Annotated in this window: 29 protein-coding genes; 15 read left to right on the top strand and 14 right to left on the bottom strand. The window is 70.2% G+C overall.

Features of this window, described 5'->3' with window-relative positions; translation table 11 throughout:
- Positions 1-20 precede the first annotated feature (20 nt).
- From ABD830_RS37340 to ABD830_RS37330, 3 genes are all read left to right on the top strand, one after another.
- Positions 21-1169, top strand: a complete 1149-nt coding sequence (locus ABD830_RS37340; RefSeq protein ID WP_344998213.1) for an MFS transporter — start codon at positions 21-23, stop codon at positions 1167-1169.
- 24 nt (positions 1170-1193) lie between these two features.
- Positions 1194-1604 (top strand): hypothetical protein, encoded by a 411-nt coding sequence (locus ABD830_RS37335; protein WP_344998211.1) that lies wholly within the window; start codon positions 1194-1196, stop codon positions 1602-1604.
- A 97-nt stretch (positions 1605-1701) separates the two neighbouring features.
- A complete protein-coding gene (locus ABD830_RS37330) occupies positions 1702-2403 on the top strand; it encodes a hypothetical protein (RefSeq protein ID WP_344998209.1) in 702 nt (233 codons plus the stop codon).
- Here the strand turns inward: ABD830_RS37330 and ABD830_RS37325 are convergent.
- Together ABD830_RS37325 and ABD830_RS37320 are read right to left on the bottom strand one after the other, a co-directional pair.
- Positions 2372-3199: an undecaprenyl-diphosphate phosphatase gene (locus ABD830_RS37325; RefSeq protein ID WP_486348600.1), complete on the bottom strand. Its 828-nt coding sequence runs from the start codon at positions 3197-3199 to the stop codon at positions 2372-2374. The genes ABD830_RS37330 and ABD830_RS37325 overlap by 32 nt on opposite strands.
- 71 nt (positions 3200-3270) lie before the next feature.
- Positions 3271-4071, bottom strand: a complete 801-nt coding sequence (locus ABD830_RS37320; protein ID WP_344998205.1) for an NmrA family NAD(P)-binding protein — start codon at positions 4069-4071, stop codon at positions 3271-3273.
- A 75-nt stretch (positions 4072-4146) separates the two neighbouring features.
- On the opposite strand from ABD830_RS37320, the gene ABD830_RS37315 reads away from it, so the two are divergent.
- From ABD830_RS37315 to lipB, 4 genes are all read left to right on the top strand, one after another.
- Positions 4147-5076 carry an AraC family transcriptional regulator gene (locus ABD830_RS37315; RefSeq protein ID WP_344998203.1) on the top strand — a complete coding sequence of 310 codons (930 nt, stop codon included), beginning with the start codon at positions 4147-4149 and terminating at the stop codon, positions 5074-5076.
- Complete coding sequence (locus ABD830_RS37310) at positions 5076-5582, top strand: HAD domain-containing protein (RefSeq protein ID WP_344998201.1); 507 nt, start codon at positions 5076-5078, stop codon at positions 5580-5582. The genes ABD830_RS37315 and ABD830_RS37310 overlap by 1 nt, the downstream gene beginning before the upstream one ends.
- 62 nt (positions 5583-5644) lie before the next feature.
- A complete protein-coding gene (locus tag ABD830_RS37305; protein ID WP_344998199.1) occupies positions 5645-5839 on the top strand; it encodes a PspC domain-containing protein in 195 nt (64 codons plus the stop codon).
- 263 nt (positions 5840-6102) lie between these two features.
- A complete protein-coding gene (gene lipB / locus ABD830_RS37300) occupies positions 6103-6738 on the top strand; it encodes a lipoyl(octanoyl) transferase LipB (protein ID WP_344998197.1) in 636 nt (211 codons plus the stop codon).
- Positions 6739-6752: 14 nt separating this feature from the next.
- Here lipB and ABD830_RS37295 read toward each other — a convergent pair whose 3' ends face one another.
- The 4 genes from ABD830_RS37295 to ABD830_RS37280 form a co-directional block, all read right to left on the bottom strand.
- A complete protein-coding gene (locus tag ABD830_RS37295; RefSeq protein ID WP_344998195.1) occupies positions 6753-7142 on the bottom strand; it encodes a type II toxin-antitoxin system VapC family toxin in 390 nt (129 codons plus the stop codon).
- The gene (locus ABD830_RS37290) at positions 7139-7366 is read right to left on the bottom strand and encodes a FitA-like ribbon-helix-helix domain-containing protein (RefSeq protein WP_344998193.1); all 228 of its coding nucleotides are present in this window, start codon (positions 7364-7366) and stop codon (positions 7139-7141) included. Before ABD830_RS37290 ends, ABD830_RS37295 begins: the two co-directional genes overlap by 4 nt.
- Positions 7367-7435: 69 nt before the next feature.
- On the bottom strand, positions 7436-8968 hold the full coding sequence (locus tag ABD830_RS37285; protein ID WP_344998191.1) for an amino acid permease: 1533 nt from the start codon (positions 8966-8968) through the stop codon (positions 7436-7438).
- 93 nt (positions 8969-9061) lie between these two features.
- The gene (locus ABD830_RS37280) at positions 9062-10012 is read right to left on the bottom strand and encodes a zinc-binding dehydrogenase (protein WP_344998189.1); all 951 of its coding nucleotides are present in this window, start codon (positions 10010-10012) and stop codon (positions 9062-9064) included.
- Positions 10013-10111: 99 nt separating this feature from the next.
- Between ABD830_RS37280 and ABD830_RS37275 the strand changes: the two genes are divergently transcribed.
- Positions 10112-10678: a TetR/AcrR family transcriptional regulator gene (locus ABD830_RS37275; protein WP_344998187.1), complete on the top strand. Its 567-nt coding sequence runs from the start codon at positions 10112-10114 to the stop codon at positions 10676-10678.
- Positions 10679-10683: 5 nt separating this feature from the next.
- On the opposite strand, the gene ABD830_RS37270 is transcribed toward ABD830_RS37275, so the two are convergent.
- Positions 10684-11232 carry a type 1 glutamine amidotransferase domain-containing protein gene (locus ABD830_RS37270; protein ID WP_344998185.1) on the bottom strand — a complete coding sequence of 183 codons (549 nt, stop codon included), beginning with the start codon at positions 11230-11232 and terminating at the stop codon, positions 10684-10686.
- Positions 11233-11518: 286 nt separating this feature from the next.
- Between ABD830_RS37270 and ABD830_RS37265 the strand changes: the two genes are divergently transcribed.
- The 5 genes from ABD830_RS37265 to ABD830_RS37245 are packed head-to-tail and all read left to right on the top strand — an operon-like array spanning position 11519 to position 17238.
- Positions 11519-13336, top strand: coding sequence for an ABC transporter substrate-binding protein (locus ABD830_RS37265; protein WP_344998183.1), 1818 nt, complete (start codon positions 11519-11521; stop codon positions 13334-13336).
- Positions 13333-14388 carry an ABC transporter permease gene (locus tag ABD830_RS37260; RefSeq protein WP_344998181.1) on the top strand — a complete coding sequence of 352 codons (1056 nt, stop codon included), beginning with the start codon at positions 13333-13335 and terminating at the stop codon, positions 14386-14388. Before ABD830_RS37265 ends, ABD830_RS37260 begins: the two co-directional genes overlap by 4 nt.
- A complete protein-coding gene (locus ABD830_RS37255; RefSeq protein ID WP_344998178.1) occupies positions 14385-15266 on the top strand; it encodes an ABC transporter permease in 882 nt (293 codons plus the stop codon). The genes ABD830_RS37260 and ABD830_RS37255 overlap by 4 nt, the downstream gene beginning before the upstream one ends.
- Positions 15263-16237 carry an ABC transporter ATP-binding protein gene (locus ABD830_RS37250; protein ID WP_344998176.1) on the top strand — a complete coding sequence of 325 codons (975 nt, stop codon included), beginning with the start codon at positions 15263-15265 and terminating at the stop codon, positions 16235-16237. The genes ABD830_RS37255 and ABD830_RS37250 overlap by 4 nt, the downstream gene beginning before the upstream one ends.
- The gene (locus ABD830_RS37245) at positions 16234-17238 is read left to right on the top strand and encodes an ABC transporter ATP-binding protein (RefSeq protein WP_344998174.1); all 1005 of its coding nucleotides are present in this window, start codon (positions 16234-16236) and stop codon (positions 17236-17238) included. Before ABD830_RS37250 ends, ABD830_RS37245 begins: the two co-directional genes overlap by 4 nt.
- Here ABD830_RS37245 and ABD830_RS37240 read toward each other — a convergent pair.
- Positions 17235-17882: a response regulator gene (locus ABD830_RS37240; protein WP_344998172.1), complete on the bottom strand. Its 648-nt coding sequence runs from the start codon at positions 17880-17882 to the stop codon at positions 17235-17237. The two genes, ABD830_RS37245 and ABD830_RS37240, sit on opposite strands and share 4 nt — an antisense overlap.
- The gene (locus ABD830_RS37235) at positions 17879-18979 is read right to left on the bottom strand and encodes a sensor histidine kinase (protein WP_344998170.1); all 1101 of its coding nucleotides are present in this window, start codon (positions 18977-18979) and stop codon (positions 17879-17881) included. The genes ABD830_RS37240 and ABD830_RS37235 overlap by 4 nt, the downstream gene beginning before the upstream one ends.
- Positions 18980-19088: 109 nt before the next feature.
- Here ABD830_RS37235 and ABD830_RS37230 point away from each other — a divergent pair, with 109 nt between their 5' ends.
- Positions 19089-20165 carry an alpha/beta hydrolase family protein gene (locus ABD830_RS37230; protein ID WP_344998168.1) on the top strand — a complete coding sequence of 359 codons (1077 nt, stop codon included), beginning with the start codon at positions 19089-19091 and terminating at the stop codon, positions 20163-20165.
- Here ABD830_RS37230 and ABD830_RS37225 read toward each other — a convergent pair.
- Together ABD830_RS37225 and ABD830_RS37220 are read right to left on the bottom strand one after the other, a co-directional pair.
- A complete protein-coding gene (locus ABD830_RS37225) occupies positions 20126-20950 on the bottom strand; it encodes an NmrA family NAD(P)-binding protein (RefSeq protein ID WP_344998166.1) in 825 nt (274 codons plus the stop codon). The two genes, ABD830_RS37230 and ABD830_RS37225, sit on opposite strands and share 40 nt — an antisense overlap.
- Before the next feature lie 62 nt (positions 20951-21012).
- The gene (locus ABD830_RS37220) at positions 21013-22188 is read right to left on the bottom strand and encodes an FAD-dependent monooxygenase (protein ID WP_344998164.1); all 1176 of its coding nucleotides are present in this window, start codon (positions 22186-22188) and stop codon (positions 21013-21015) included.
- A 73-nt stretch (positions 22189-22261) separates the two neighbouring features.
- Here ABD830_RS37220 and ABD830_RS37215 point away from each other — a divergent pair, with 73 nt between their 5' ends.
- Positions 22262-22828 (top strand): TetR/AcrR family transcriptional regulator, encoded by a 567-nt coding sequence (locus tag ABD830_RS37215; RefSeq protein WP_344998162.1) that lies wholly within the window; start codon positions 22262-22264, stop codon positions 22826-22828.
- A gap of 12 nt (positions 22829-22840) precedes the next feature.
- On the opposite strand, the gene ABD830_RS37210 is transcribed toward ABD830_RS37215, so the two are convergent.
- From ABD830_RS37210 to ABD830_RS37200, 3 genes are read right to left on the bottom strand one after another with little or no spacing between them, the layout of a single operon-like run.
- Positions 22841-23479, bottom strand: a complete 639-nt coding sequence (locus ABD830_RS37210) for a maleylpyruvate isomerase N-terminal domain-containing protein (protein ID WP_344998160.1) — start codon at positions 23477-23479, stop codon at positions 22841-22843.
- Positions 23480-23539: 60 nt separating this feature from the next.
- Positions 23540-24268, bottom strand: coding sequence for a nucleotidyltransferase (locus tag ABD830_RS37205; protein ID WP_344998158.1), 729 nt, complete (start codon positions 24266-24268; stop codon positions 23540-23542).
- A gap of 48 nt (positions 24269-24316) precedes the next feature.
- Positions 24317-25255 carry a ribose-phosphate diphosphokinase gene (locus ABD830_RS37200; protein WP_344998156.1) on the bottom strand — a complete coding sequence of 313 codons (939 nt, stop codon included), beginning with the start codon at positions 25253-25255 and terminating at the stop codon, positions 24317-24319.
- Positions 25256-25258: the final 3 nt, after the last annotated feature.

The following is a 25258-nucleotide window of genomic DNA, read 5'->3' as shown; positions in this document are numbered from 1 at the left end:
CTCATGGCGCTGGAGGATGCATGAGCTCCCGGCTCTACCCGCTTGCTGTCGGAAATTTTGCGATAGGTACGGGCATGTTCGTGACCGCCGGGCTGCTGCCGCCCATCTCGCGGGATCTGGGGATCTCGTCGTCGGCGGCCGGGCAGCTCATGACCGTGTTCGCGCTTGCTTACGCGCTGCTGTCGCCCGTTCTCGCCGCCCTGACCGCCCGCCTGTCGCGCAAGACCCTGCTGGTGGTGGCGCTGAGCGTGTTCGTCGTCGGCAATGTGCTGACCGCGCTGGCTCCGACGTACCCGCTGGTGATGGCCACCCGGGTGATCGCGGCGGCGGGTGCGGCGATGTTCACGCCGACCGCCTCCGGCGTGGCGAACGCGCTGACCGCGCCCGAGCGCCGCGGGCGCGCGCTCGCACTGGTGATGGGCGGGCTGACCGTGTCATCCGCGATCGGCGTGCCGCTGGGCACCTGGCTGGGCGGGGTCTCCGGCTGGCGGGCCACGCTCTGGCTGGTGTCGGGGCTGGGCGTGATCGGGTTCATCGGCGTCGCGGCCGTGGTGCCCTCGGTGCGGATCCCGACGTCGGGACGGCTCAGGGAGCGGTTCGCGCCGCTGGGTGACCGGCGGGTGCTGGCGGTGCTGACGACGCAGCTGCTGTTCTTCGCGGCCGGGTTCACCGCGTACACCTACATCGGGTCGCTGTTCGACCTGCCGCTGCCGGCGGTGCTGTGGGCGTGGGGGCTCGGCGGCATCGTGGGCAACCAGCTCGGCGGGCGCTTCACCGACCTGTACGGGCCGCGCAGGATGGTGCTGGTCGGCCTGGCCGCGAGCACCGCGTTCATGACCCTCATCCCCGTCGCCAACCTCGCCCTGCCCGTCGCCCTGGTGTGGGCGTTCCTGTGGGGTGCGCTCGGCTGGCTGGTGGCCCCGGCCCAGCAGTTCAGGACGGTCGGCGCCGTGCCCGGCAACGTGCCGATCGGCCTGGGGCTGCTGTCGTCCGCGCAGTACGTCGGGCTCTTCGTGGCCGGGCTGGCCGGTGGCGCCGCACTCGACTGGTACGGCCGGGCGGGCGTGGTCGTGCTGGCCACCGCGCTCGGGCTGGTGGCGCTGCTGTTCACGCTGACGACCTACCGTTCGGCGGCGATCTCCCCGAAGGAGAGCGTGGCCGTCGGGTAGCGCGTCGTCGGCATAATGATGATCATGAGTGATCTCCGGAACGAGGACGGCGACGGCGAGCCGCCCACGCGCCCCGAGGAGGACCCGCGGAACGAGCCCGCGCCCTTCGGGGCCGTGGTGCTCCTGACGGCCGCCTCGGCGGTCGCGGTCATGGGCCTCGCCGCTCTCCTGTCCCACCCGCCCGGGCTGAAGTTCCTCCTCCTGGGGCCGATCGCCCTGGTGGTGTTCGAGGTGGTCGTTCACGAGGTGTGGTGGCAGCGCTGGTGGGGCGCGATCCCGGGAGCGGCGGCGGGGCTGGCGCTCTACTTCGAGGGCCGGGCCGCGCTGGCCGACATCGTCGGCGAGCCTTGGGCCCACCCCGTCGCGTACGTCGCCGCCTGGACCCTCTTCGCCGTCGTCTTCGCCCTCTGCAGCCGCTATCCCCGGACCGTCTGAACGCCGCAGCGGCGTGATCTTCTCCGCCGCTCAGGTGACGCCCGGTCGCCCCGCAGGCGGACGACGGCCGGTGGTCCCGGTGCCTACCGTCATCCCCATGTTGAACAACCAGGTGACATTCCGGCGCGTCGCGGCAGGCACGCTGCTCGTCGTGGCCCCGCTGTTCCAGGCCGTCGCCGTCGTCGTCGACCCCGGCACCTGGGGCGACGACAGGGAGGCGGTCAGCTACGGCGTCAACCCCGCGCTCGCGCAGACCGAATCGGCGCTCTTCCACTGGAGCTGGCTGCTGATGGCCGTCGCGGCCGTGGGCCTGGTGCATCTCACCAGGCGCAAGGCCACCAGGCTCGGCCACGTCGCCGGCGCCGCGACGGTGGTCGGCTACATCTCCGCCTCCGGGCTGCTGATGATCGACCCCGTCGAGTGGTGGCTGGGGCAGCACAACCCGCCGGAGCAGGCGCAGAAGATCCTCGACGAGATGCTGAACCTGCCCGGGGTCATCTTCGGCTTCCAGATGCCGTGGATGTTCTGCGCGATCCTCGGCCTGCCGCTGCTGACCGCGGCCGTCTGGCGGACGGGCTTCGTCGGGTGGTGGGTGCCGCTGCTCGTCTTCGTCGGCTACGTCGTCTCGTTCCCCATCCCGTACGGGCCGGTGACCGTGCTGTTCTGGATCCTGCCCGTCATCGCGCTGGGCTGGACCGGGATCAAGGTCCTGCGCATGGGCGACGAGGCGTGGGCGGCCTACTATCCCTCCCGCGAGAGGGCCGCCGTCAGCCCAGTTCCGGAATCCAGCCCGCGGTGACCGCGAGGATCACGAAGAAGCCGAGGATGATCCGGTAGATCACGAAACCGGTGAAGCGGTGGTGGCTGATGTAGCGCAGGAACCAGGCCACGGCCGCGTAGCCGACGATGAACGAGATGATCGTGGCCAGGATCGTGGGCCCCCAGGCGGGTGCGGGGCCCTCGCCGATCTTGGCCACCTCCAGCAGCCCCGACGACAGCACGGCGGGGATGGCCAGCAGGAACGAGTATTTCGCCGCGTCCTCGCGCCGGTAGTCGAGCAGCAGGCCCGCGGTGATCGTGCCGCCGGAGCGGGACACGCCGGGGATGAGGGCGAGCGCTTGGGCGAAGCCGTACACGAGGGCGTGGGTGAAGCTCAGGTGCTTTTCGAGCGTGAGCTTGTTGCGGGCGGTGCGGTCGGCGAACCACAGGATGCAGCCGAACACGATCAGCGTGGTGCCCACCAGGCGCAGGTCGCGGAAGACCGTCTCGATCTGGTCCTTGAACACCAGACCGAGCACGCCGATGGGCAGCGAGCCGACGATGACGTACCAGCCCATGCGCGCGGCCCAGTGGGTGCGCAACTCCTTGACGAACAGCGACCGGAACCAGGTGGAGACGATCTCCCAGATCTCCTGGCGGAAGTAGATCAGCACGGCCGCCTCCGTGCCGAGCTGGATCACCGCTGTGAACGCCGCCCCCGGATCCTGCCAGCCGGCGAAAGCGGAGACCACCCTGATGTGGGCGCTGGAGGAGATCGGCAGGAACTCTGTGAGCCCCTGGACCAACCCCAGAACCACCGCTTCAAGCCAGCCGATCACGACGACACCTTCCGAGGACGCGGCACTGACGAGGTGAGGCTAGCGGATACGGGGGCCGCAGGCGTCCGCTAGGCCTGCCATGCCGCGGCGTTGGCGGCGGCGTATTCGGCGAAGTCGCGAGCCGGGCGGCCGAGGGCCTGGCGCACGCCGTCCACGACGTGGGCGTTGCGGCCGTCCAGGATGCCGGTGAACAGCGCGGCGAAGGCGTCTGCCTCCTCCCGCGGCACTCCCTGTGCGGTCGCCCCGGCCACGTACTCCTCCGGCGTCACCGGTACGAACGAGATCGTCCTGCCGGCGGCCTCCGACAGCTCGCTCGCGACCTCCGCGAACGTGAGCAGCCTGGGCCCGGTCAGCTCGTACAGCTTGCCGGCGTGGCCCTCCTGGCTGAGCGCGGCGGCGGCCACGTCCGCGATGTCCTCCACGTCCACGAACGGTTCGGGCACGTCGGCGGCCGGAAGCGCGATGACGCCCTCCTGCGCCTGCTCGAGGAGGAAGCCCTCGCTGAAGTTCTGCATGAACCAGCTGCAGCGGACCACCGTCCACTCCGCGCCGGACTCCTGGACGGTGCGCTCGCTGGCCTGCGCCTCCGGCTCGCCCCGCCCGGACAGCAGGACCAGCCGCCGCACGCCGGTGCTCACGGCCAGCTCCGTGAACGCCTTGATGTCGTCGTACGCGCCGGGGAAGGCGAGGTCGGGGTAGTAGGAGAGGTAGACGGCCGTCACGCCGTCGAGGGCCGTCGGCCACGTTGAGCGGTCCTGCCAGTCGAAGAGCGGGCGCGACCCGATCCGCACGGGCAGGTCGAGAGCGGTGAGCCGGTCAGCCACACGGCGGCCGGTCTTGCCCGTGCCGCCCAGCACCAAAATCGTCATATGCCTAGTAAGCCGCCATACCCATAAGACTCTCCATGGTTGAGAAGCGCATTCGCATATGCGATCGTCTAGCCCATGGACCACCTCGCGGCGTTGCTCGACGGCCCGCGGGCCCGTGGCGCCTTCCTGCTCCGCTCGATCCTCGACCCGCCGTGGTCGCTGCGGATCCAGGACGAGGCCCCGCTGTCGGTGATCGCGCAGGTGCGCGGGGAGTCGTGGATCGTGTACGACGGCGCCGAGCCCGTACGCCTCGCGCCGGGGGAGGTCGCGATCAGCCGGGGGCCGGAGCCGTACACGGTGGCCTCGGATCCGGACATGGCGCCGCAGATCGTGATCCACCCCGGCCAGCACTGCTCGACGCCCGACGGTCAGTCGCTCCACGACGCGATGGACCTGGGCGTGCGTACGTGGGGCAACGACCCCCATGGGAGCACGGTGCTGCTCACCGGCACGTACAACCTGGAGGGCGAGGTCAGCAGGCGGCTGCTCGAGGCGCTGCCGCCGCTGCTCACGCAGCCGGGTGACCCGGTCATCTCGCTGCTCGGCGCCGAGATCGTCAAGGACGAGCCCGGGCAGGAGGCGGTCCTCGACCGGCTGCTCGACCTGCTGCTCATCGCGGTGCTGCGCTCGTGGTTCGCCGCTCGGTCGGACGAGGCGCCGGGCTGGTACCGCGCGATGGGCGACCCGGTGGTCGGCAGGGCGATGCGTCTGATGCAGCACAATCCGGCACACCCGTGGACGGTCGCCGCCCTGGCCTCCGAGGCGGGCGTCTCCAGGGCGTCCCTGGCCAGGCGCTTCACCGAGCTGGTGGGGGAGCCGCCGATGGCCTTCCTCACGGACTGGCGCCTGGCGCTCGCCGCCGACCTGCTGCGCGAGCCGGACGCGACGATCGGGTCGGTGGCCAGGAAGGTGGGGTACGGGAGCCCGTTCGCGCTCAGCGCGGCCTTCAAGCGCGTACGCGGGATCAGCCCACAGGAGTACCGAACCGGAGCCGGCGGAATGTGATGAAACCTCTGCTGCTGCTCGACGTGGACGGCGTCCTGAACCCCATGGGGCGGCCCACCCCCGACTTCAGGCGCTACCGGTGCACGATCGGCGACGCCACCTACATCGTGAACCTCAACCCGAGACACGGCCGCCGGCTCCTCGACCTGGCCCTGACCACCGGCTCCGAGCTGGTCTGGGCGACGACGTGGGAGCACCACGCCAACGACTGGATCGCCCCCAGGATCGGCCTGCCCTCGCTCCCCGTCATCCCCCTGAACCCGGACGTGCCTTCCGAGCACGGGGAGATGTTCAAGACGCCGCGCGTGGCCGAGTACGTCGGGCGGCGGCCGTTCGTCTGGTTCGACGACCAGGTGTGGGCGGAGGACGAGGAGTATCTCAGGGTGCATCAGGGTCTGGATGATTTCCTCCTCATCCACGTGGAGCCCCGAACGGGACTGACCAGCCGACATCTGGGCATGGCGCATGAGTGGCTGACCCTTACAGGGTTTTCTCAGGGTTCCTGACGGGAGTCCGTGGGACCGGCCGTCCGTTTCACAGGTAGGTCGTCACACACGGAGGAAACATCATGTACCGCTCACGAGAACACAGGATTCTGGCCGGCGTCTGCGGCGGCCTCGCCGACAAGATGGGCCTGCCGCCCACCCTCGTCCGCATCCTCTGGCTGCTGCTGTCGCTCATCCCGGGACCGCTGTGGGTCGTCTACGTCGCCATGTGGATCCTCATCCCGGAGGAGCCGAGGGGCTACCGTACGGCGGCGTAGCGTGCGCGGGCGAGCCGCCGCAGGCGGTGGGAGCGACGGCAGGCCGCCCGCCGCGGATCGGCGGACGGCCTGCGTCGGCTGAGCGCTACTCGTCGGCGGGCGGCTGCCTCGGTGCACCGCCCGCGTCGTTCTTCCAGTTCGGGGGTCGGTTCACGCCCCTGCTTGTTGACCTGCGGTATGAAGTGGAAAGGGTTACAAGGGTGGCAGCAGTTGCCGTGGGATCCCCAGTTCGGGCTGCTCGGGACGCGGTTTATCCTCGAAGGATGAGGGCAAGGCCGCTGACACTCATCCAGGACGATCTCGTCGATTACGACACGGCGATGGAGCGCATGACCGACATGGTCGGCCAGCGCCAGCGGGACGAGCGGCCGGACACGCTGTGGCTGCTCAGCCACCCGTCCGTCTACACGATCGGGCGCCGCACGCCGATGGCCCACCTGCCCGACCCCTCGCGGGGCATCCCCGTCATGGAGACCGGGCGCGGCGGCCAGCTCACCTACCACGGGCCCGGGCAGCTGGTCGGCTATCTCATCGTCAAGCTCGCCGAGGACCAGGGCATCGTCGACTACGTGCGCGAGGTGGAGCTGCGGCTGGTGGAGGCGCTGGGCAAGCTGGGGCTGTCCGCCGAGCGCCGCGACACGCCGCCGGGCTCGGAGCTGCTAACCGGCGTCTGGACGACCGAGACCGGCCGCAAGATCATCTCGATCGGCATGCGGCAGAGCCGGGGCGTCACGAGCCACGGGTTCGCGCTCAACGTGGACGGCGACCTGTCGCCCTGGGACTGGGCGATCGCCTGCGGGATGCCCGACGTGGACATGACCTCGCTCAAGCGCGAGCTCGGCGCGGCCTCGATGGCCGAGGTCCGCACGGCCGTGGCCGCCGCCTTCGAGGCCTCCTGACCACCGCTTGGGCCTTAGCTGCGCGGGAAGACCTGCACCTCGGCGTCATGTCCGCCGCCGTTGAGCTTGCCGTCGCAGGTGTAGAGCGGCGCCTCGAGCGCTTCGGCGAGTGCGAGACAGGCGGCGTCGTAGGCGGTGTAATTGTGACGCAGCTCCCAGATGCGCTCCGCGATGCCCTTGATCTCGTAACGGGAGATCTTAAGTGCGAGGTAGTCGGCTCGTGCCTGCTCGGCTGCAGATGCGGCGAGCTTGCCGCCGAGCACCAGGCCCCGCAGGGTCGAGAGAACCTCGACATCCAGCAGATGAGGGGCGTGGACGCTTGCCTGGAGGGCGTCGAGGAGCTCGACATCCGCCTCGCGTCCCGTCAAAGCCTCGACCATGGCGGACGAGTCGATGATGATCATCGTCTGCCCTCATGGACGGCGTCGAGGATCTCAGCGGTAGAGGGCCCCTGGGAGCGATCTCGGGACTTGAGCCGCTTGACTATTTCGGCATTGGTCGGCCTGGCGGCGATATCTGCCAGCTCTCTTGCGACGTAAGCCGAAAGAGACATGCCGGCTTCGGCCGCGCGCTCCTTCAATGACTCGGCGACGGGTTCCGGGACATCGCGGATGTAGAGCGTTGCCATGGGCTGATGCTAGCAGGTTGCTAGCACGGCACGTGGGTACGGCTCGCGTCAGCCGTACCCACGTCAGGGTCAGGACACCGGGACCTCGTCGACGGTGCGGCGGGGGCCGGTGAACCAGTGCTTGGCCGACAGCGTCCACCACAGGGCGATTCCGATCAGCACGACCCCGACCGCGATCGGGGCGTAGTTGACCGAGGTCCAGGTGAAGGCCTTGTTGCCGGGCACCCCGGCGGGCGAGAACGGCATGACGAAGTAGATCGAGATGATCACGATCTCGACGCACGCGATCCAGCAGAGCGCCTTGTACTTCCGGCCCAGCGTCCACGGGCCGGGGACGAACCTGTCGCCCATGCGCAGCCGCAGCCAGATCGGGATCAGGAACGCCAGATAGAGGCCGATGACCGCGATCGAGACGACGGCGAAGAACGCGACCGGAGTCGTCGAGCCGGGAGGGGCGTAGAGGGCGGGCAGTGTGATCAGCGCGGCCACGGCGCAGCCGGCCAGGATGGCGTTGACAGGGGTGCGGTTGCGGTCCACCTTCGACCACAGCCGCCAGCCGGGCACCGCGCCGTCCCGGGAGAACGCGTACGTCATGCGCGACATCGAGGTCACGCAGCTCATCCCGCAGAAGAACTGACCGATCGTGGAGATCGCGAAGATCGCGGTGGCCAGCGGCGAGGAGAGAGCGGTCGTGAAGATCGCGCCGACGAAGCCCAGCTGCTTGTTGATCTCGTCGACGTTCGTGGCCGCGAACAGGAACGACAGCAGGAGGATCCAGCCGCCGATCGCCGAGTAGAAGATCGACTGCCACAGGCCGCGGGCGGCGGTCCTGGCCGCGCCCTGCGTCTCCTCCGACACGTGGGCGCAGGCGTCGAAGCCGGTGATCGTGTACTGGGTGAGCAGGAAACCGAGCGGCAGGACGTACAGCCAGAAGGGCAGTCCCCGATCGCCCGGCGAGCCGAAGCCGGAGTTGTTGATCATCTCGGTGAACACGAAGCCGAGTGACTGGTGCCGGGTGGGCGCGAAGACCAGGATGGCGACCACGACCGCCGCGCCGGCGACGTGCCACCAGACCGAGATGTTCTGCAGCAGCGAGATGAGCTTGTGGCTGTAGATGTTGATCAGGGCGTGCAGCACCAGGATGATCACGAACAGCAGGAACGCCTGGTGGAGCGTGCCCTCCCAGGCGCCGCCGGTCAGGCGGCTGATCGTGATGTTGAGGAACGTGGCGCAGCCGTAGTCGACCGACGCGGTGACGGCGATGAGGCCGATCAGGTTGAGCCAGCCGGTGAACCAGCCGTGGATCGGCTTGCCCAGCGTGGCGGCCCACCAGTAGATGCCGCCCGCCGTCGGGTACGCCGACACCAGCTCCGACATGCAGAACCCGATGATCAGGATGAACAGGGAGATCAGCGGCCAGCCCCATGAGATGGCGATGGGGCCGCCGTTGTTCCAGGCTTGTCCGAAGGTCGTGAAGCAGCCGGCGAGGATGGAGATGATCGAGAAGGAGATGGCGAAGTTCGAGAAACCGCTCCAGGTGCGGGCCAGCTCCTGCTTGTAGCCGAGCTCGGCGAGTCGCCTGGAATCCTCTTCAGTGGTCATGAGGTCTCCCTGGGGGGCGCGGAGGACGCTCTATTTGGACTACATCTAGACCATTTCCCGGTCGAGGACAAGGCGTGACGGGTGGGTTTCGGGCTAGTCAGGCGTGTGGCCAACCTTCAGGGTGATCTTCCCGGTTGTGGAGCCGTCGAGCTGGGCGGCCTTCGCGCCCTCGAGGTCCTCCCATGGGCCGTGCCGGCCGATTTCGACGGAGAGGTCGCCGGCGGCCACCAGGGCGAGGAGGTGGACCAGGTCCGCCGCGGGGGCCGCCACGTCGCCGAAGGAGTTGAGGGACTTGGCGGGGCCCAAGGAGAACGTCGAGTTGGGGGGGAAGGTGGCGGACTGTCCTGATGCCCAGCCGATGCTCTGGAGGTTGCCGCCGGGCTTCACCAGGGACCAGGTGGTGACGAGCGTCGGGCCGCCCACCGTCTCGATCGCGACGTCGACCGGCTCGACGCCGTCGAGCCCCACGACCACCTCGATACTGCCCGGCCGGCCCTGCTCGACTGGGGCGGCATCGGCCGCGAGCGTGGCGGTCAGGTGGTGGGCGCGTTCCGGCCTGCTGACGGAGGCGATGACGTGCGCGCCCGACCGCCGGGCCAGTTGTACGGCCAGCCGCCCCACCGCCCCCGACGCCCCGGTGACCAGGACGCGCGAGCCCGGCGCCGGTCCGGCGGCCCGCAGCGAGCGCAGCGCCGTGAGGCCGGCCATCGGCAGCGCGGTGGCCCGTACCAGATCCACCTGGTCAGGGACCGGGGCCAGCGAGCCGGTGTCGAACGCCGCCCGCTCGGCCCACGCCCCCGCCCCGAACGCCGCCACCCTCGCGCCCACGCCGGGACCCGTGCCGTCCTCGGCGGCCCGTACGACGACGCCGGCCGCGTCGTAGCCGAGCACCGTGCCCAGCGGCAGGCGCCCCATGTGCCGCAGGTCGCTGAAGTTCACCGACGCGTGATGGACCTCGACGAGCGCCTGACCGAGGCCCGGCACGGGCTCGGGCACCTCCGCGAACCGTCCCTCGCCCCCTGGACCCGACACCAGTGCGCGCATGTACGACCTCCCTGCACCCAAGAACGGACTGTCGGTCCGTTTCGATGGCAGGGATAGTATGAGGACCGATAGTCCGGTTGCAAGCGAAGGAGGATCACGGTGCGGTCAGACGCCACGCGCAACCGGGAGGCGATCCTGCGGGCCACGGAGGACCTGCTGGCCACCCACGGGGCCGAGCACATCTCCCTCGACCGGGTGGCCGCGGCGGCCGGGGTGGGGAAGGGCACGCTGTTCCGGCGCTTCGGCAGCAGGACCGGCCTGTTCCAGGAGCTGCTCGCCGAGCGGGCCGCCGCGCTGGCGCTCGCCATCGAGTCGCCCGGCTCGCCGCTCGGGCCCGGCAACCCGCCCAAGGAGCGGCTGCTGGCCTTCCTGGACGAGCTCGCCGAGCTGGCTCAGCGCAACCTCGCCCTCTTCGCCGCCCACGAGCGGGCCTGCGCCGATGACAAGTATCGGGATCCGACCTATTTGCGCTGGCACGCGCACGTGACCGCGCTGATCGCCGAGGCCGGGCCGGGTGGCGGCGAAGTCCGGCTCGACGCGGAGTTCGCCGCCCACGCGCTGCTCGGCTCCTTCGACGCCGACCTCGCCCGGCACGTCATGGCGGACGGCGGGCCGGCCCGGCTCAAGTCCTCGGTCAGGGGCCTGGCCGAAACCCTTCTTGCCTGAAACTCCTACTGGTCGCCGAACGCGTCGGTCGCCGCCTGGCAGAACGCCTTGAGGTCGTCCGGCTTGCGGCTGGTGACCAGGGTGTTCGGTCCGCCCGTGCACACCATGACCTCCTGGTCCACCCACGTCGCCCCCGCGTTGCGCAGGTCCGTCTGCAGGCTGGGCCACGAGGTGACGGTACGGCCGCGTACGACGTCCGCCTCCACCAGCGTCCAGGGCGCGTGGCAGATGGCGGCCACCGGCTTGCCCGCGTCGAAGAAGGCGCGGGCGAACCGCACCGCCTGCGGCTCCATGCGCAGGAAGTCGGGGTTCGCGACGCCTCCGGGGAGCACGAGGCCGTCGTAGGACGCCGGGTCGGCGTCGTCCACCGTTTCGTCCACGGCGAACCTGTCGGCCTTGTCCAGGTGGTGGAACGCCTGGACCTGACCCGACCGGGTGGAGACCAGCTTGGGAGTGCCACCCGCCTGCTTGACCGCCTTCCACGGCTCGGTGAGCTCCACCTGCTCCACTCCTTCGGGAGCGACCAGGAACGCGATGGTCTTGCCGTCCAACATGTGAACTCCTCCCTTGGCTGCATGTCCTCTCCCCCTTTCCGAGAGGGCCGGGTGTATGCGTCCTGTAGGGGGAGGGGGTATGCCGCTCGCCATCCGCTCCGGTCGGCGGCATAGTGGTGCCGGACTCGCCGGGGGCGCCGCGTCAGGGGGCTGCCACCGTTGGTGAAAATTTACACCGAAAATGGAAACGAGAGTGAAACAATTTTCCGCCACTCGTTGACACGCGGACTCCGTATGGTGTGCCTTTCTCTACACAGGAAAACCCCCGCCTGAAGGTGAGGCACTTATGAGGAAATGGTTCGCGCGCCTGGCAGTGCTGGGTGTCGCGCTATTAGTAGCAGGTCAGGGCGCGACCGCGGCCCAGGCTCAGGAACCTGCGGCGGGGAAGAAGATCGTCCGCATCGGGGCCACGCAGTCCATGGACTCGATGAACCCGTTCCTCGCTGTCCGCCTGGTCTCGACGTCGATCCACCGCTGGATGTACGGCTACCTCACGGTCCCTGACTCCAAGACGCTGCAGCCCAGCCCGGACCTGGCCGAGTCGTGGACCACGTCGCCGGACGGGCTCACCTGGACGTTCAAGATCCGCCAGGCCAAGTGGTCGGACGGCCAGCCGATCACGGCCGACGACGCGGCGTGGACGTTCAACAAGATCATGACGGACGAGGCCGCCAAGACGGCCAACGGCCCGGCAGTGGAGAACTTCGCGAGCGTCACGGCGAGCGGCCAGGACCTGACGATCAAGCTCAAGACCCCGCAGGCGTCCATGCTGGACAACCCGATCCCGATCATGCCCAAGCATGTCTGGGAGTCGGTCACCGATCTGGCCAACTACGACGCCGAGAAGTACCCGAGCGTCAGCAGCGGCCCGTACATCGCGATCGAGCACAAGAAGGACCAGTACGTCAAGCTGCAGGCCAACCCCAACTACTGGCGGGGCAAGCCCAAGGTCGACGAGCTGCAGGTCATCTTCTACGACAACCCCCAGGCCGCGGTCGCAGGCCTGCAGAAGGGTGACATCGACCTGCTCGGCCGGATGACCCCGCCGGAGTTCGAGGCCATCCAGAACAACCCGAACATCGAGGCGTGGAACACCCAGGGCCGCCGCGCGGCGTACCTGCAGATCAACCACGGCGCCACCACCACCGACAACAAGCCCGTCGGTGACGGCCACCCGGCGCTGAAGGACGTCAAGGTGCGCCAGGCGCTGCACTACGCCATCGACAAGCAGAAGCTGGTCGACGAGGTCCAGAACGGCCTGGCCAAGCCCGCCGACGGCTCGATCGTGCCGCCGATGTACAAGGACTTCTTCTGGGAGGCCACCGGCGACGAGAAGGTCACGTACGACCCCGCCAAGGCCAACAAGATCCTCGACGACGCCGGCTACAAGAAGGGCTCCGACGGCGTCCGCACGATGCCCGACGGCAAGAAGAAGCTGGAGTTCCGCTTCACCATCCACACCGAGACCCCGATCGAGGACAAGCTCGCCGAGTACCTGACGGGCTTCCTCAAGGAGGTCGGCATCACGCTGACCACGGTGAAGCTGGAGTCCAGCAAGTTCACCGAGGAGACCGGCGTCACCGGCAACTTCGACATCGCGATCAGCGGCTGGTCGGTCAACCCCGACCCGGAGGAGGTCCTGGCCACCCACCTGTGCAGCCGCAGGCCGGCCCCGAACGGCGAGGGCGGCGGCACCGAGTCGTTCTTCTGCGACGAGACCTTCGAGAAGCTCTACCAGGAGCAGCTGAAGGAGCTCGACCGGCCCAAGCGCGCCGAGATCATCAAGCAGATGCAGGAGCGCCTCTACACCCAGGCCCCGATCATCGCGATCTACTACACGAACGACCTCGAGGGCTACCGCAAGGACCGGATCACCAGCATCACCCCGGTCCCTGAGGACAAGGGCCTCCTGTACGGCGGCAGCGGCTACTGGCCGTTCTACACCGTGGACGTCAAGGCCACGGCGGCGAGCGGCGGCAGCGGCTCCGGCGGCGGCTCCAACACCGGCCTCATCGTCGGCATCGTGGGCGGCGTCGTGGTCATCGGACTGGCGGTCTTCCTCCTGAGCAGGCGGCGCAAGAACGTCGCAGACGAGCGCGAATGACCACTCCGCTGGAAGCAGCAGAGCCCGCCGCCGTCCAGGCGGCGGGCCCTGGTGACGAGCGCTCCACCCGCCGCGGCACGCTGCAGTACGCGCTGTCCAAGTCCGGTGGGGCGCTGTTCAGCATCGCCATGGTGATCGTCGGGACGTTCTTCGTGTTCCGGCTGCTGCCCGGCGACCCGGTGCGGAACCTCGCGCAGGGCCGCAACATGACGCCGGACCAGCTCAACCTCGAACGCCACCGGCTGGGCCTGGACAAGCCGCTGATCGACCAGTTCTTCCAGTTCGTCGGCGACACGCTCAGGCTCGACCTGGGCACCTCGTACGAGTACAAGCGGCCGGTGCTCGACCTGATCGGCGAGCGCATCGGCCCCACCCTCCTGCTGGCGGGGACGGGCCTGGTCATCGCGGTCAGCCTGGGCATCTGGCAGGGCACGCGGGCGGGGTGGCGGCCCGGCAGCAGGTTCGACCGGTTCTCCACCGGCGCGTCGCTGCTGCTCTGGTCGGTGCCGACCTTCTGGCTGGGACTCCTGCTCATGATGGTGTTCGGCGTGGGCATCGGCCCCATTCCCGGCATCTTCCCCTTCAGGGGCATCGAGAGCGTGGACGCGCCCGACGGGTTCGCCTACATCCTGGACGTGGCCTCGCACATGGTGCTGCCGTGCCTGACCCTCGTGGCCGTGGTGTACGCGCAGTACCTCCTGGTCATGCGCTCCTCGCTGCTGGAGGAGGTCAGCCAGGACTACGTGACCGTGGCCCGCGCCAAGGGCCTGCGCGACGACGAGGTACGCCGCCGCCACGCGGTGCCCAACGCGCTGCTGCCCACGGTGACCCTGGTCTTCATGCGCATCGGCTTCGTGGTCGGCGGCGCGGTCACCGTGGAGACGATCTACACCTGGCCCGGACTGGGGCAGCTGTTCTACGAGGCGGTCAGTGTGCCCGACTTCACGCTCATGCAAGGCACGTTCCTGCTGATCACTGTGTCGGTGATCGTCATGAACACGCTGGCCGACGTGGTGTACCACATGCTCGACCCGAGAGTGAGGTCGGCATGACCAGTGTCGCCGCAGATCGCAGGCGGCTGGCGCTGAGCCGCTTCTGGGCCGAGTTCCGCCATCACCGGGCCGGAATGGTCGGCCTGGTGATCCTCGTCGTCGCCGTGCTGCTGGCGCTCGTCGCACCGCTGTTCATCAGCGCGGACGTCACCAGCGTCATCAAGGGCACGGGTGCGAAGTGGGCGGCGCCGAGCCCGGGTGAGCCGTTCGGCACCGACGAGTCGGGCCGCTCCATCCTGCTGATGGTGTGGTGGGGCTCGCGCACGTCGCTGTTCATCGGCTTTCTCGCCGCGTTCCTCAGCATCGTGATCGGCCTGGTGGTCGGCGTCGCCGCCGGGCACTTCCGCGGCTGGCTCGGCGGCGCGCTCATGCGGGTCACCGACTGGTTCCTGGTGCTCCCGTCGCTGGTCACGGCCCTGGTGCTGGCGGCCATCCTGGGCGGCAGCACGTTCACCATCATCATGGCGATCGGGATCACGACCTGGCCGTCGACCGCCCGGCTGATCAGGGCGCAGACGCTCGCCGTGGAGTCCCGGCCGTACATCGAGCGGTCGAAGGCGCTCGGCGGCGGGCACTGGCACATCACCACCAGGCACGTGCTGCCCAACGTGGCGCCGCTGCTGCTGGCCAGCACCACGCTGGAGGTGGCCAGCGCGATCGTCACGGAGTCCACGCTCGCCTTCCTCGGCGCCAGCGCCAACAAGACCTCGTGGGGCACCATGCTGCGCGCCTCCTATGACTTCGGCGCGGCCACGCAGGGCGCGTGGTGGTACATCTTCATCCCCGGCCTCGCCATCCTGGCCGTCGTCATGGCGTTCACCCTGGTCGGGCGGGCGCTGGAGGCCGTGCTCAACCCGCGGCTGAGGAGGGCGGCATGAGTTTGCTCGAACTCGAGGACGTGTCGGTGACGTACCGCATCGCGTCGGGCGAGGTGCCCGCCGTGCGAGGTGTGTCGCTGACGCTCGACTCCGGAGCGGCACTCGGAGTCGCCGGCGAGTCGGGGTCCGGCAAGTCGACGCTGGCCATGGCGCTGCTGCGGCTCCTGCCCCGCGACGCGCACGTCGGCGGCCGGATCCTGCTCGACGGCGAGGACGTGCTCACCATGAAGTGGGGCCGCATGCGTGCCGTGCGGTGGGCCGAGGCCTCGATCGTGTTCCAGGGTGCGCAGCACGGGCTCAACCCGGTGCGCAGGATCGGTGACCAGATCGCCGAGCCCCTGCTCGTCCACGGACTGGCCAAGCCGGACGCCGCCGGCAGGCGCGTGACCGAGCTGCTCGAACAGGTCGGCCTGCCCGCCTGGCGGGCCCGCAGCTACCCGCACGAGCTCTCCGGCGGGCAGCGGCAGCGCGTGATGATCGCGATGGCGCTGGCGTGCTCGCCGCGGCTGATCATCGCCGACGAGCCGACCACGGCGCTCGACGTGATGGTGCAGGCCCAGGTCCTGAGCCTGATCAAGGAACTGGTCGCCGAGCACGACATCTCACTGATCATGATCTCGCACGACCTGTCGGTCCTGGCGGACGTGTGCGACCAGCTCGCGGTCATGTACGCGGGCCGCGTCGTCGAGCACGGCCCGTCCACCGAGGTGTTCCACGACGCCAAGCACCCCTACAGCCGGGCGCTGGCGGCGGCGTTCCCCACGGTGGGCGACCCGGCCTCGCGGCTGGCGCCGAAGGGCCTCGGCGGCGACCCGCCGGACCCCATGCAGCTCCCGAGCGGCTGCGCGTTCCACCCGCGCTGCCCCGTGGCGCTGGACGAATGCCCCACCCTGGACGTGGAGCTGTGGCCCGCGGGCGAGCGCCGTAGCGCCGCGTGCGTGCACGTACGCGAGAAGGAGGGGGCCTCATGACCGAGACGCAGACCACCGCGGAGGCCGTCTCGACGGCCCGGCCGAGCCTGCTGGAGGCCCGCGACCTGCACGTGGAGTTCTCCTCGCGCGGGCGCCGCGCCAAGGCCGTGGACGGCGTGAACCTCGCCGTCGGCGAGGGCGAGATCGTGGCCCTGGTCGGCGAGTCCGGCTGCGGCAAGACCACCCTGGCGCGCACGCTGCTCGGCCTCGAGCGCCCCACCTCGGGCGAGATCCGGTACGGCGGCGCCGCGCTGGACTACGGCTCCAGGGCGCTCAAGGCGTACCGCAGGCAGGTGCAGCTCGTGCTGCAGGACCCGATGGGCTCGCTCAACCCCAGGCAGACCGTGTACGAGGCGGTCGCCGAGGGGCCGCGCATCCACGGCCTGCCGGACGAGCGGGAGGTCGTGGCCGAGGCGCTGTCCAGGGCCGGGCTGCGGCCGCCCGACCGGTTCTTCCTGCGCTACCCGCACGAGCTCTCCGGCGGGCAGCGGCAGCGCGTGGTGATCGCCGGCGCGCTGGCGCTGAACCCCAAGGTGCTGATCGCCGACGAGCCGGTGGCCTCGCTGGACGCCTCCGTACGCGGCGAGATCCTGGCCCTGATGCTCAAGCTCCGCGAGGAGCTGGGGCTGTCGGCGCTGGTCGTCACCCATGACCTGGGCCTGGCCTGGAACATCGCCGACCGGGTGGCGGTCATGTACCTGGGCCGGATCGTCGAGTCCGGCCCGGTGGAGCAGGTCCTGACGGCGCCGCGGCACCCGTACACGCAGGCCCTGATGTCGGTGCTGCCGGAATCTCCAGAACGGGTCGTGCTCACCGGCGAGCCGCCGGACCCGACCAGGATCCCCGGCGGGTGCCGCTTCCACGCCCGCTGCCAGGTGCTCGCCTCCGGGAAGGCGGCCGAGGCGGGGGTGGACGCGAGGTGCCGGTCCGAGCTGCTGGACATCCTGCCCGCCGTCCCGGACGCGCAGGCGGCCTGCTACTACGCGGATGTGACCGGTTAGCCGAGGTCGGCGTCGTGGACGAGGATGGCGGCCTGTACGCGGTTGGCCAGGCCCAGCTTGGCCAGCACGCGGCTGACGTGCGCCTTCACCGTGGCCTCCGTCAGGCGCAGCTCGCGGCCGATCTCCGCGTTGGACAGGCCGCGGGCCAGCGCCCTGATCACGTCCTCCTCCCGGCCGGTGAGCTGGGCGAGCTGCCTGCGGGCGGCCTCGGCCCGTGAGGGCGCGCGGTCCACGTACGCGGCGAGCAGGCGCTTGGTGACCGAGGGGGAGAGCATGGCCTGGCCGCCGGCGACCGTGCGGACGGCGGCGGCCAGCTCCCTCGGCGGGGTGTCCTTGAGCAGGAACCCGACCGCGCCCAGGCGCAGCGCCTCGTGCACATAGTCGTCGAGGTCGAACGTGGTCAGCATGATCAGCTTGGGCGCGTCCGGCCCGGACATGAGGCGGGCGGCGGCGGTCAGGCCGTCCATGCCCGGCATGCGTACGTCCATCAGCACGACCTCGGGCCGCAGCCGCCGCACGGCGGAGACCGCCTCGGCGCCGTCGCGTGCCTCGCCGGCGACGGCGATGTCGCCCGCCGCCTCCAGGATCAGCCGCAGCCCCGAACGGACGAGCTCCTCGTCGTCCACGATCAGCACCCTGATCATGTCGGGATCCTCGCGCTGACCAGGAAGCCGCCGCCGTCCTGGGCGCTGGTGCGCAGCGTGCCGCCGAGCAGCTCGACCCGTTCCCGCAGCCCCACCAGACCCCAGCCCGCGCCGGGCAGTTCCTCGGGCGGCGATCCCGGCGCCTGGTTGCGCACCTCCACCTCCAGCTCGCCCGGCCCGTAGCGGATGAGCACGTCCGTGGCGGCGTCCCCCGCGTGCTTGTGCACGTTGGTGAGCGCCTCCTGAACCACCCGGTACGCGGTCCGCTCCACGCTCGCCTCGATCGGTCGCGTCTCGCCCTCGTCGCGCCTGGTCACCGCGATGCCCAGGGTTCGGGACTGGTCGAGCAGCCGGTCGAGGTCGCCGAGAGTGGGCGGCGGCCGGCGCCCGGCCTCCGACGTGGGAGAGCGGAGGACGCCGAGCACGTCACGCAGGTTCGTCAGGGCCTCGCGGCCGATCCCGCCGATCATGGCAGCCGCCCGCGCGGTCTCCTCGTCGGCCGTCCGCACCTCCAGCGCCCCGGCGTGCAGCACGATGAGCGAGACCCGGTGCGCGACGACGTCGTGCATCTCCCTGGCGATCCTGGCCCGCTCCTGCGCCCTGGCCTGCTCGGCCCGCATGACCTGCTCGCGTTCGAGGCGCCTGGCCCGCTCCGTGGCCGCCTCCCGCGTGGCCCGTACGGACAGGCCGAGGGCCAGCGGCAGCCCGATCACGACCAGCGCCACCATCAGCGCGTTCCCCGGACTCGCGGTCATCAGCCGGTGGGAGCCGCCCTGGTGCTCGCCCACGAGCGCGGCGGCCCCGCACACCGCCAGGCAGCCGCCGAGATAGGCGGCGATGCGGCGCCCCCTCAGCGTCAGCCCCGCGCAGTAGGAGGCGACCAGCAGCGGCGGCCACATCGCCAGCCAGGCGTACCCGACGGCGCTCACCGCCGCCAGCGGCCACCACGACCTCCGCGCCTGCCAGGCGGCCACGCCCGCGGCCGCGGAGACCGCGATCAGCACCGGCAGCGGCAGGTCGGAGGGCACGCCGATCTGTCCTCGCACCACGAGCAGCGAGGCCGCGAACACAGCTCCGCCGAGCAGGACGAACCGCATGTCTCACAGCGTATGGGGCGACCGGAAAAGGGCTTTACGACGAAAGTAGTAAGAGCCGATCGACGATCGGGGCATCCTCGGCGGCGGCCCGGGGCACCAGCCTGGCTCCATGCGTAGAACTCTCGCCATAGCCGCCATGTCCCTGGCGGTCCTCGCCGCGGCCCCGCCGGCGCACGCGGCCGATGTCGCCCTTCCGAAGCCGACCGGTCCGCGGCCGGTCGGCACGACCAGCCTGCACCTGGTCGACTCGAGCCGCCCCGACCCGTGGAACCCCGAGGCGTCAGAGCGGGAGCTGATGGTCTCGCTCTGGTACCCGGCGAAGCGGGCCGTGGGGCGGCCGGCGCCGTACATGACGCCCCAGGAGTCCGCCGCCGTACTCAAGGACTTCTCGAACGTCCCCCCGGACGCGCTCATCAGGACCAGGACGTACGCCCGGCTGGACGCGCCCGTGAGCCCGGGCAGGCACCCCCTGGTCGTCATGTCGCCCGGCTTCTCCTTCCCGCGCGCCACCCTGACCTCGCTGGCCGAGGAGTTCGCGAGCCGCGGCTATCTGGTGGCGGCGGTGGAGCACACGTATGAATCGGTCGCGACCACGTTCCCCGACGGCCGGACCACCACCTGCCTGGCCTGCGTGAAGGGCCAGGACAGCGTCAAGGTGGCCGCGGGACGGGTCAAGGACGTGCGGTTCGTGCTCGGAGAGCTGGTCAAGGGCCGGTGGGGCAGGGCGATCGACCGGTCGAGGATCGCCATGGTCGGCCATTCCATGGGTGGGTACGCCACCGCCCAGACCATGCTGGCCGACACCCGGATCAAGGCCGGCGTCAACCTGGACGGCACGTTCGCGCTGGACGAGCCGCTCGACCGGCCGTTCATGCTGGTCGGGGCGCCGGGGCACGCCCCCGGATACGGCTCGTGGGACAAGGCCTGGATTAACCTGAAGGGCTGGAAGCGCTGGATCACGGTGGCGGGGACCGACCACGCGGCCTTCGTCGACTACGCCGTGCTCAGGCCGCAGCTCGGCCTCCCGGCGCAGCAGCTCGACGGCGCGCGGGCGCTGCGGATCACCCGCGCTCACCTGGTCAGCTTCCTCGACCGGCACCTGCTCGGCAAGCGGGCCCCGGTCGAGGACTATCCCGAGGTCTCCGATCACACCCGGAACGCGTCGGCGTTCTCCGAGGCCCACTGAGCGAAGCTGCGCGCGTCCCGGCCGGTGACCTCGCGCACGGTCGGGACCACCGTGTAGCCGACCTCCGGGGTGTTGCCCAGGGCCTGGACGAGGAAGTCGATCGTCTGCTCGCCCATGCCGTCGGCGGCCCACTTGGCCCGCGCCTCGTCCACGGTCAGCTCCACATACTCGACGTGGCTGCCGATCGACGTCCCCAGGATCTCGACCTTCTGCCTGAGCGTGATCGCCTCGGGACCCGTCAGCACGTACGTCCTGCCGCCGTGGCCGCCCTCGACCAGCACCGTCGCGGCCACGGCGGCGATGTCGCGCTCGTGCACGAGGGCGCTCAGCCGGTCGCCGAACGGCTCCTTGATGACGCCTTCCGTCTTCACCGTCTGCGCCCACCAGCGCAGCGTGTTGGACATGAACTCGACCGGGTGGAGCAGCGTCCATTCCAGGTCGGTCGCGGCCAGCGCCTGCTCGAGCGAGCCGTCCTCGCGGCCGCCCAGCACGGTGGCCCGTCGCACGCCCGCCGCGACGGCCAGCTTCACGATCGCGGCGCCGTCCGGCAGGGGTGCGTAGTCGTCGCCCGCGAAGTTGATCAGGTGCACGCCGGTGACGCCCTCGAAGGCGTCCTCCAGGGAATCGGGCCTGGCGAGATCGCCGGCGACGACCTCGACGCCGTCGGGGAGGCCTGCCTTGGCGGGGTTCCTGGTCAGGGCGCGTACGTGCTGCCCGGCCGCGAGGAGCTCCTCGACGACGAGACGGCCGACGGTCCCAGTGGCTCCGGTGACGAGGATGGTCATGGTGAACCCCTTATTTCTCTGGAACGGAATGTTCTGCTCTTACTATAGCAGAACGGAACGCTTCATTCCGAGTATTTTCTGAGCGAGATGGCGTTGGCGGCGCGGTGGATGGGGCCGGCGATCCTGTCGATCATCCGGTCGCGCCCGGGCAGGTGGGGGAGCAGCTTGATCATCTTGAGCTGGAACCAGAGGGCCGCACGTGACCCGATCACCATGCCCTTGACGTTGGCGGGCCCGAGTGCCTGGTTGGCCTCCACGAACGGGCGCATCTCGCGCTCGTAGCCCGCCGCCCCGCCGCCCTTCGCCAGCTCGCCCGCCAGCACGTACGCGCCCACGAGTGCCAGGCTCGTGCCCTGTCCCGAGGCGGGCGAGGCGCAGTACGCCGCGTCGCCCACGAGCACGACGCGCCCCTTCGACCAGTGGTCCATGTGGATCTGCGTGACCGAGTCGAAGTAGAAGTCCGCAGCGTCGCGTACGGACTCCAGCAGCGCCGGCACCTCCCATTCGACGCCCCGCATGGCCTTCACCAGCAGGTCCTTCTGGGCGTCGATGTCGCGGTGGTCGTAGGCCAGCGGCTCCGACGACCACATGAACAGGGCCTTGGCGCTGGTGTCCTGCCTGGTGCTGTAGACGTTCGCGGTCCGGCCGGGGGCGGCGTGCACGGCCTCCTCGCGGTCCAGGCCCAGCTTGTTCGGCACCGTGCAGATCGAGATGTAGTGGCCGAGGTCGCGGGCGTACCGGGACTCCTCGCCGAAGGCGATCCTCCTGGTGGTGGAGTGTGCGCCGTCGGCGCCGACGACCAGGTCGAACCTGCGCGGCGCCGAGCGCTCGAACGCCACCGTGCCGTCTTCGGCGATGCCCGTGACGGAGTCGCCGAAGACGTACTCGACGTCGTGGCGCGTGAGGTCGTACAGCAGCTCGTTCAGGTCGCCGCGCATGATCTCGACGTCGTCGCCCGTGCGCCCGCCGAACAGCGCGGCGTCCATCGTCGCGACCTTCCTGCCCCTGGCGTCGTAGTGGGTGGCGATCCGCATGTCCGTGCTCCTGGCGCGGACCGCGTCCATGATCCCCATGCGCTCGACCACCTGGAGGGCAGCGCCCCTGATGTCCACCTTGTAACCGCCCTCGCGGATCGCGGGGGCCCGCTCCACCACGGTCACGTCGAAGCCGTGCCGCTTGAGCCAGTACGCCGTCGTGGTGCCGGCGATGCTGGCGCCGGAGATGAGGATGTTCGTCATGGCCATGACAGTACATACGTCTCAGACACGTGTCTAGGACGAATTTTCAAGACAGTTGTGCTAGCCTCTGGGCATGGGAAACAGGGAAGATCTGTTGGCCGGGGCGAAGCAGTGCCTGATCGAGAAGGGCTACTCGCGTACGACGGCACGCGACATCGCCAACGCTTCCGGGGTGAGCCTGGCGGGCATCGGTTACCACTTCAAGTCGAAGGAAGCGCTGATGAACGAGGCGCTCTTCGAGACGATGCGGGAGTGGGGGGACGAGCTCGGGGCCACTCTGGCGGCCGACGTCAAGGCGGACGCGACGCCGCTGGAGCGCTTCGAGGCGGCCTGGGACCGGGTGACGGCGTCGTTCTCCAGGCTCCGGCCGCTGTGGGTGACCCAGTTCGAGCTGCTGGGGCAGATCGACCACGTGCCGGAGGTGCGCGAGCAGTTGGTGCGCTCCATCAAGGAGGCGCGGACGGGGCTGGCGGAGCTTTTCGAGGGGCTGGAGCCGGGGAGCGATCCGGCGCGTGAGCGGCTGGTGGGGACGGTCTACCAGGCGATGCTGACGGGGTTCCTGTCACAGTGGCTGCTGGACCCGGACAGCGCGCTGTCGGGCCGCGAGGTGGTCACGGCCCTCCGCATGATCACGTCCTGACGGTGGGTGTGGTCAGAAGGCGCTGATGGTGGCCGGGGCGCGTTCGGCGCGGCTCAGGGTGCGGATGACCGCGGTCGCCCCGTGCCGGTGGACGGCCAGCCGGGCCAGCAGTTCCACCACCGGATCGATGATCGACGAGGGCAGCTCCGGTGTGTCCAGGCCCACGCTCGCCGCCAGGTCGTCCGAGTGCACGACCAGCTCCACCAGCCGCGTCAGCAGGAAGTCGTCCAGCCGCAGGGCCCAGCCCGACCACGGCAGGTCCACGACCCGGTCGGCGGGCTCGGCGGGCAGGGCGGCGATCTGCAGGTCGAGCAGCGCCTGCGCCCTGTCGGCCAGCGTCGCGGCGCCGTCCGCCGCGGCCGCCTGGCCGCCGCGCCTGATGCTCAGGTTGCTCTCGTGGTCGAGCCCCGCCTGCACCCACGGCGACCTCGAATAGTGCTCCAGGAGCTCGACCGGCTCCTGCGGCTGCCCGTTGGGCGTGAGCACGTCGTCGACCCTGACGAGCTGGTGGGCCAGGTGTCCGGCCAGCCCTCCGACGCTGAACTCGGTGAGCGCGCTCGGCTTGTCCCAGGCCGCCGCCACCGCCGGAGTGCGCAGCAGCGAAACCGCCGACGCCGCGGCCACCAGATAGGACTGCCTGATTCCCCCCATTTGCCGCCCTTCCTCCTGATTTCAGGTGGTAACTCGGGCCAAGACTATCCGTTGGATCCGTCAGGTCAGCGCCTTGCGGATCGCCGATCTGATGAACGCGCGGGCCAGCCTGCCCCTCCTGAAGCGGCTCAGCACCGGCGCCGCCGTGCCGTACCGGCGGGCCCGCACGTCGGCCACCACCTTCTCCGGCGCCCCCAGCTCGGCGAGCACGTCCAGGGCCTCCCGCTTGCTGATCAGCCGCCCCTCCCGCAGGGTGACCGTGGCCCTGGCGACCGTCAGCATCCCCAGGTCCACCCAGATGTCGCGCAGCCAGCGCCGCCGTCCGCGCGTCTTGATGAGCCAGAAGTCGCGTAAGTCGGCCCGTACGAACTCGGCCACCTCCTCGTCGGACACCGGTGGCAGCAGGCCCGCGGGCGGCGGGCCGTACAGCTGGAGGGCCCCGTCGTGCAGCTCGCGGCGGGTGATCGCGGTGACGGGGCGGCGGAAGATCCGCTCATGCGCCCACGTCACATGTTCGGCGGCGTGGTCGGCCAGCTCCTCCCTGGCCATGTACGAGCAGTGCAGCCGAGCCGCCAGCGGCCGGTCGAGCCCCCGGTGGACGGCCTTGATGCGGCGCCACTGCTCCATCGTCACCGGCGTGCCGACGACCGCGATCAGGTCCAGGTCACTGCGCCCCGGCTGGTAGTCGTCGGTCGCCAGCGAGCCGTGCGCCCATAACGCGACCAGGGGAACGGTTGGCTCGATGCCCTGGAGGAAGTCGCTCAGCAGTCGTTGAGTCGCTGCGTGCATAGTCGCCACTATGATCCATCGATCGCTGAGTGGGAAGGTCGCCCGTGATCACGAAGCGTTGAACAGCGCGCTCACCGACTCCCCGTCGTGGATGCGGCGCATCGCCTCGGCCAGCGCGGGCGCGATCGACAGCACGGTGAGCTTCTCGCTGGGCTTGGGCGGCGGCACGGTGTTGGTGCAGACGATCTCCGCGACCTCGGGCAGCGCGCTCAGCCGCTCCACCGCCCCGCTCGCGAACAGCCCGTGCGTGCACGCCACCCGCACCGTGCGCGCGCCGAGCTCGCGCAGCCGGTCGAGCAGCTCGATGACCGTGCTGCCCTTGGCGATCTCGTCGTCCAGGATGATCACGTCCTTGCCGGCCACGTCGCCGATCACGGAGCTGATCACCACGCGGTCGTCGCTGAAGCGCTGCTTGGCGCCCATCGCGACCCCGGTGCCGAGCAGGCGGGCGAAGTGGGCGGCCTCCTTGGCGTTGCCGAGGTCGGGGGAGACGACGACCGTGTTCGACAGGTCGTACCGGCGGAAGTGCGCGGCCAGCTCGCGCAGCGCGTGCAGGTGGTCGACGGGGACGCTGAAGAAGCCGTGCACCTGCGGCGAGTGCAGCGTCATCGCCAGCACCCGGTTGGCGCCCGCGGTCACCATCAGGTCGGCGACCAGCCGCGCGCCGATCGAGATGCGTGGGGCGTCTTTCTTGTCCGACCGCGCGAAAGCATAGTGCGGCAGCACCACGGTGGTCCGCGCCGCCGACGCGCCCCTGGCCGCGTCGAGCATCAGCAGCAGCTCGACCAGATGCTCCTGTACGGGCGGCACGAGGGGCTGGATGAGGAACACGTCGCGCTCCCGGCAGTTGGCCTGGAGCTGCACCTCGAGCACGTCATTGGCGAAGCGCTCTATCCGCACCGGGTGGAGAGGCGTGCCCAGGTGGCTGCAGATCTCTTCGGCCAGCTCAGGATGGGCGCTGCCGCTGAAAACCGTGATGTCTCGCACGAT

It is taken from the genome of Nonomuraea helvata (assembly GCF_039535785.1).
GTDB classification, from domain to species: Bacteria; Actinomycetota; Actinomycetes; order Streptosporangiales; family Streptosporangiaceae; genus Nonomuraea; species Nonomuraea helvata.
Note: the sequence above shows the minus strand (reverse complement) of the source record. Positions and strands in the feature narration are given on the sequence as shown.

Excerpts from the sequence above, each read along its gene's own strand:
- ABD830_RS37340 (WP_344998213.1), top strand. The coding sequence starts at position 21 with ATGAGCTCCCGGCTCTACCCGCTTGCTGTCGGAAATTTTGCGATAGGT.
- ABD830_RS37335 (WP_344998211.1), top strand. The coding sequence starts at position 1,194 with ATGAGTGATCTCCGGAACGAGGACGGCGACGGCGAGCCGCCCACGCGC.
- ABD830_RS37330 (WP_344998209.1), top strand. The coding sequence starts at position 1,702 with ATGTTGAACAACCAGGTGACATTCCGGCGCGTCGCGGCAGGCACGCTG.
- ABD830_RS37320 (WP_344998205.1), bottom strand. The coding sequence starts at position 4,071 with ATGACGATTTTGGTGCTGGGCGGCACGGGCAAGACCGGCCGCCGTGTG.
- ABD830_RS37315 (WP_344998203.1), top strand. The coding sequence starts at position 4,147 with ATGGACCACCTCGCGGCGTTGCTCGACGGCCCGCGGGCCCGTGGCGCC.
- ABD830_RS37310 (WP_344998201.1), top strand. The coding sequence starts at position 5,076 with ATGAAACCTCTGCTGCTGCTCGACGTGGACGGCGTCCTGAACCCCATG.
- ABD830_RS37305 (WP_344998199.1), top strand. The coding sequence starts at position 5,645 with ATGTACCGCTCACGAGAACACAGGATTCTGGCCGGCGTCTGCGGCGGC.
- lipB (WP_344998197.1), top strand. The coding sequence starts at position 6,103 with ATGAGGGCAAGGCCGCTGACACTCATCCAGGACGATCTCGTCGATTAC.
- ABD830_RS37295 (WP_344998195.1), bottom strand. The coding sequence starts at position 7,142 with ATGATCATCATCGACTCGTCCGCCATGGTCGAGGCTTTGACGGGACGC.
- ABD830_RS37290 (WP_344998193.1), bottom strand. The coding sequence starts at position 7,366 with ATGGCAACGCTCTACATCCGCGATGTCCCGGAACCCGTCGCCGAGTCA.
- ABD830_RS37285 (WP_344998191.1), bottom strand. The coding sequence starts at position 8,968 with ATGACCACTGAAGAGGATTCCAGGCGACTCGCCGAGCTCGGCTACAAG.
- ABD830_RS37280 (WP_344998189.1), bottom strand. The coding sequence starts at position 10,012 with ATGCGCGCACTGGTGTCGGGTCCAGGGGGCGAGGGACGGTTCGCGGAG.
- ABD830_RS37270 (WP_344998185.1), bottom strand. The coding sequence starts at position 11,232 with ATGTTGGACGGCAAGACCATCGCGTTCCTGGTCGCTCCCGAAGGAGTG.
- ABD830_RS37265 (WP_344998183.1), top strand. The coding sequence starts at position 11,519 with ATGAGGAAATGGTTCGCGCGCCTGGCAGTGCTGGGTGTCGCGCTATTA.
- ABD830_RS37260 (WP_344998181.1), top strand. The coding sequence starts at position 13,333 with ATGACCACTCCGCTGGAAGCAGCAGAGCCCGCCGCCGTCCAGGCGGCG.
- ABD830_RS37255 (WP_344998178.1), top strand. The coding sequence starts at position 14,385 with ATGACCAGTGTCGCCGCAGATCGCAGGCGGCTGGCGCTGAGCCGCTTC.
- ABD830_RS37250 (WP_344998176.1), top strand. The coding sequence starts at position 15,263 with ATGAGTTTGCTCGAACTCGAGGACGTGTCGGTGACGTACCGCATCGCG.
- ABD830_RS37245 (WP_344998174.1), top strand. The coding sequence starts at position 16,234 with ATGACCGAGACGCAGACCACCGCGGAGGCCGTCTCGACGGCCCGGCCG.
- ABD830_RS37240 (WP_344998172.1), bottom strand. The coding sequence starts at position 17,882 with ATGATCAGGGTGCTGATCGTGGACGACGAGGAGCTCGTCCGTTCGGGG.
- ABD830_RS37235 (WP_344998170.1), bottom strand. The coding sequence starts at position 18,979 with ATGCGGTTCGTCCTGCTCGGCGGAGCTGTGTTCGCGGCCTCGCTGCTC.
- ABD830_RS37230 (WP_344998168.1), top strand. The coding sequence starts at position 19,089 with ATGCGTAGAACTCTCGCCATAGCCGCCATGTCCCTGGCGGTCCTCGCC.
- ABD830_RS37225 (WP_344998166.1), bottom strand. The coding sequence starts at position 20,950 with ATGACCATCCTCGTCACCGGAGCCACTGGGACCGTCGGCCGTCTCGTC.
- ABD830_RS37220 (WP_344998164.1), bottom strand. The coding sequence starts at position 22,188 with ATGACGAACATCCTCATCTCCGGCGCCAGCATCGCCGGCACCACGACG.
- ABD830_RS37215 (WP_344998162.1), top strand. The coding sequence starts at position 22,262 with ATGGGAAACAGGGAAGATCTGTTGGCCGGGGCGAAGCAGTGCCTGATC.
- ABD830_RS37210 (WP_344998160.1), bottom strand. The coding sequence starts at position 23,479 with ATGGGGGGAATCAGGCAGTCCTATCTGGTGGCCGCGGCGTCGGCGGTT.
- ABD830_RS37205 (WP_344998158.1), bottom strand. The coding sequence starts at position 24,268 with ATGCACGCAGCGACTCAACGACTGCTGAGCGACTTCCTCCAGGGCATC.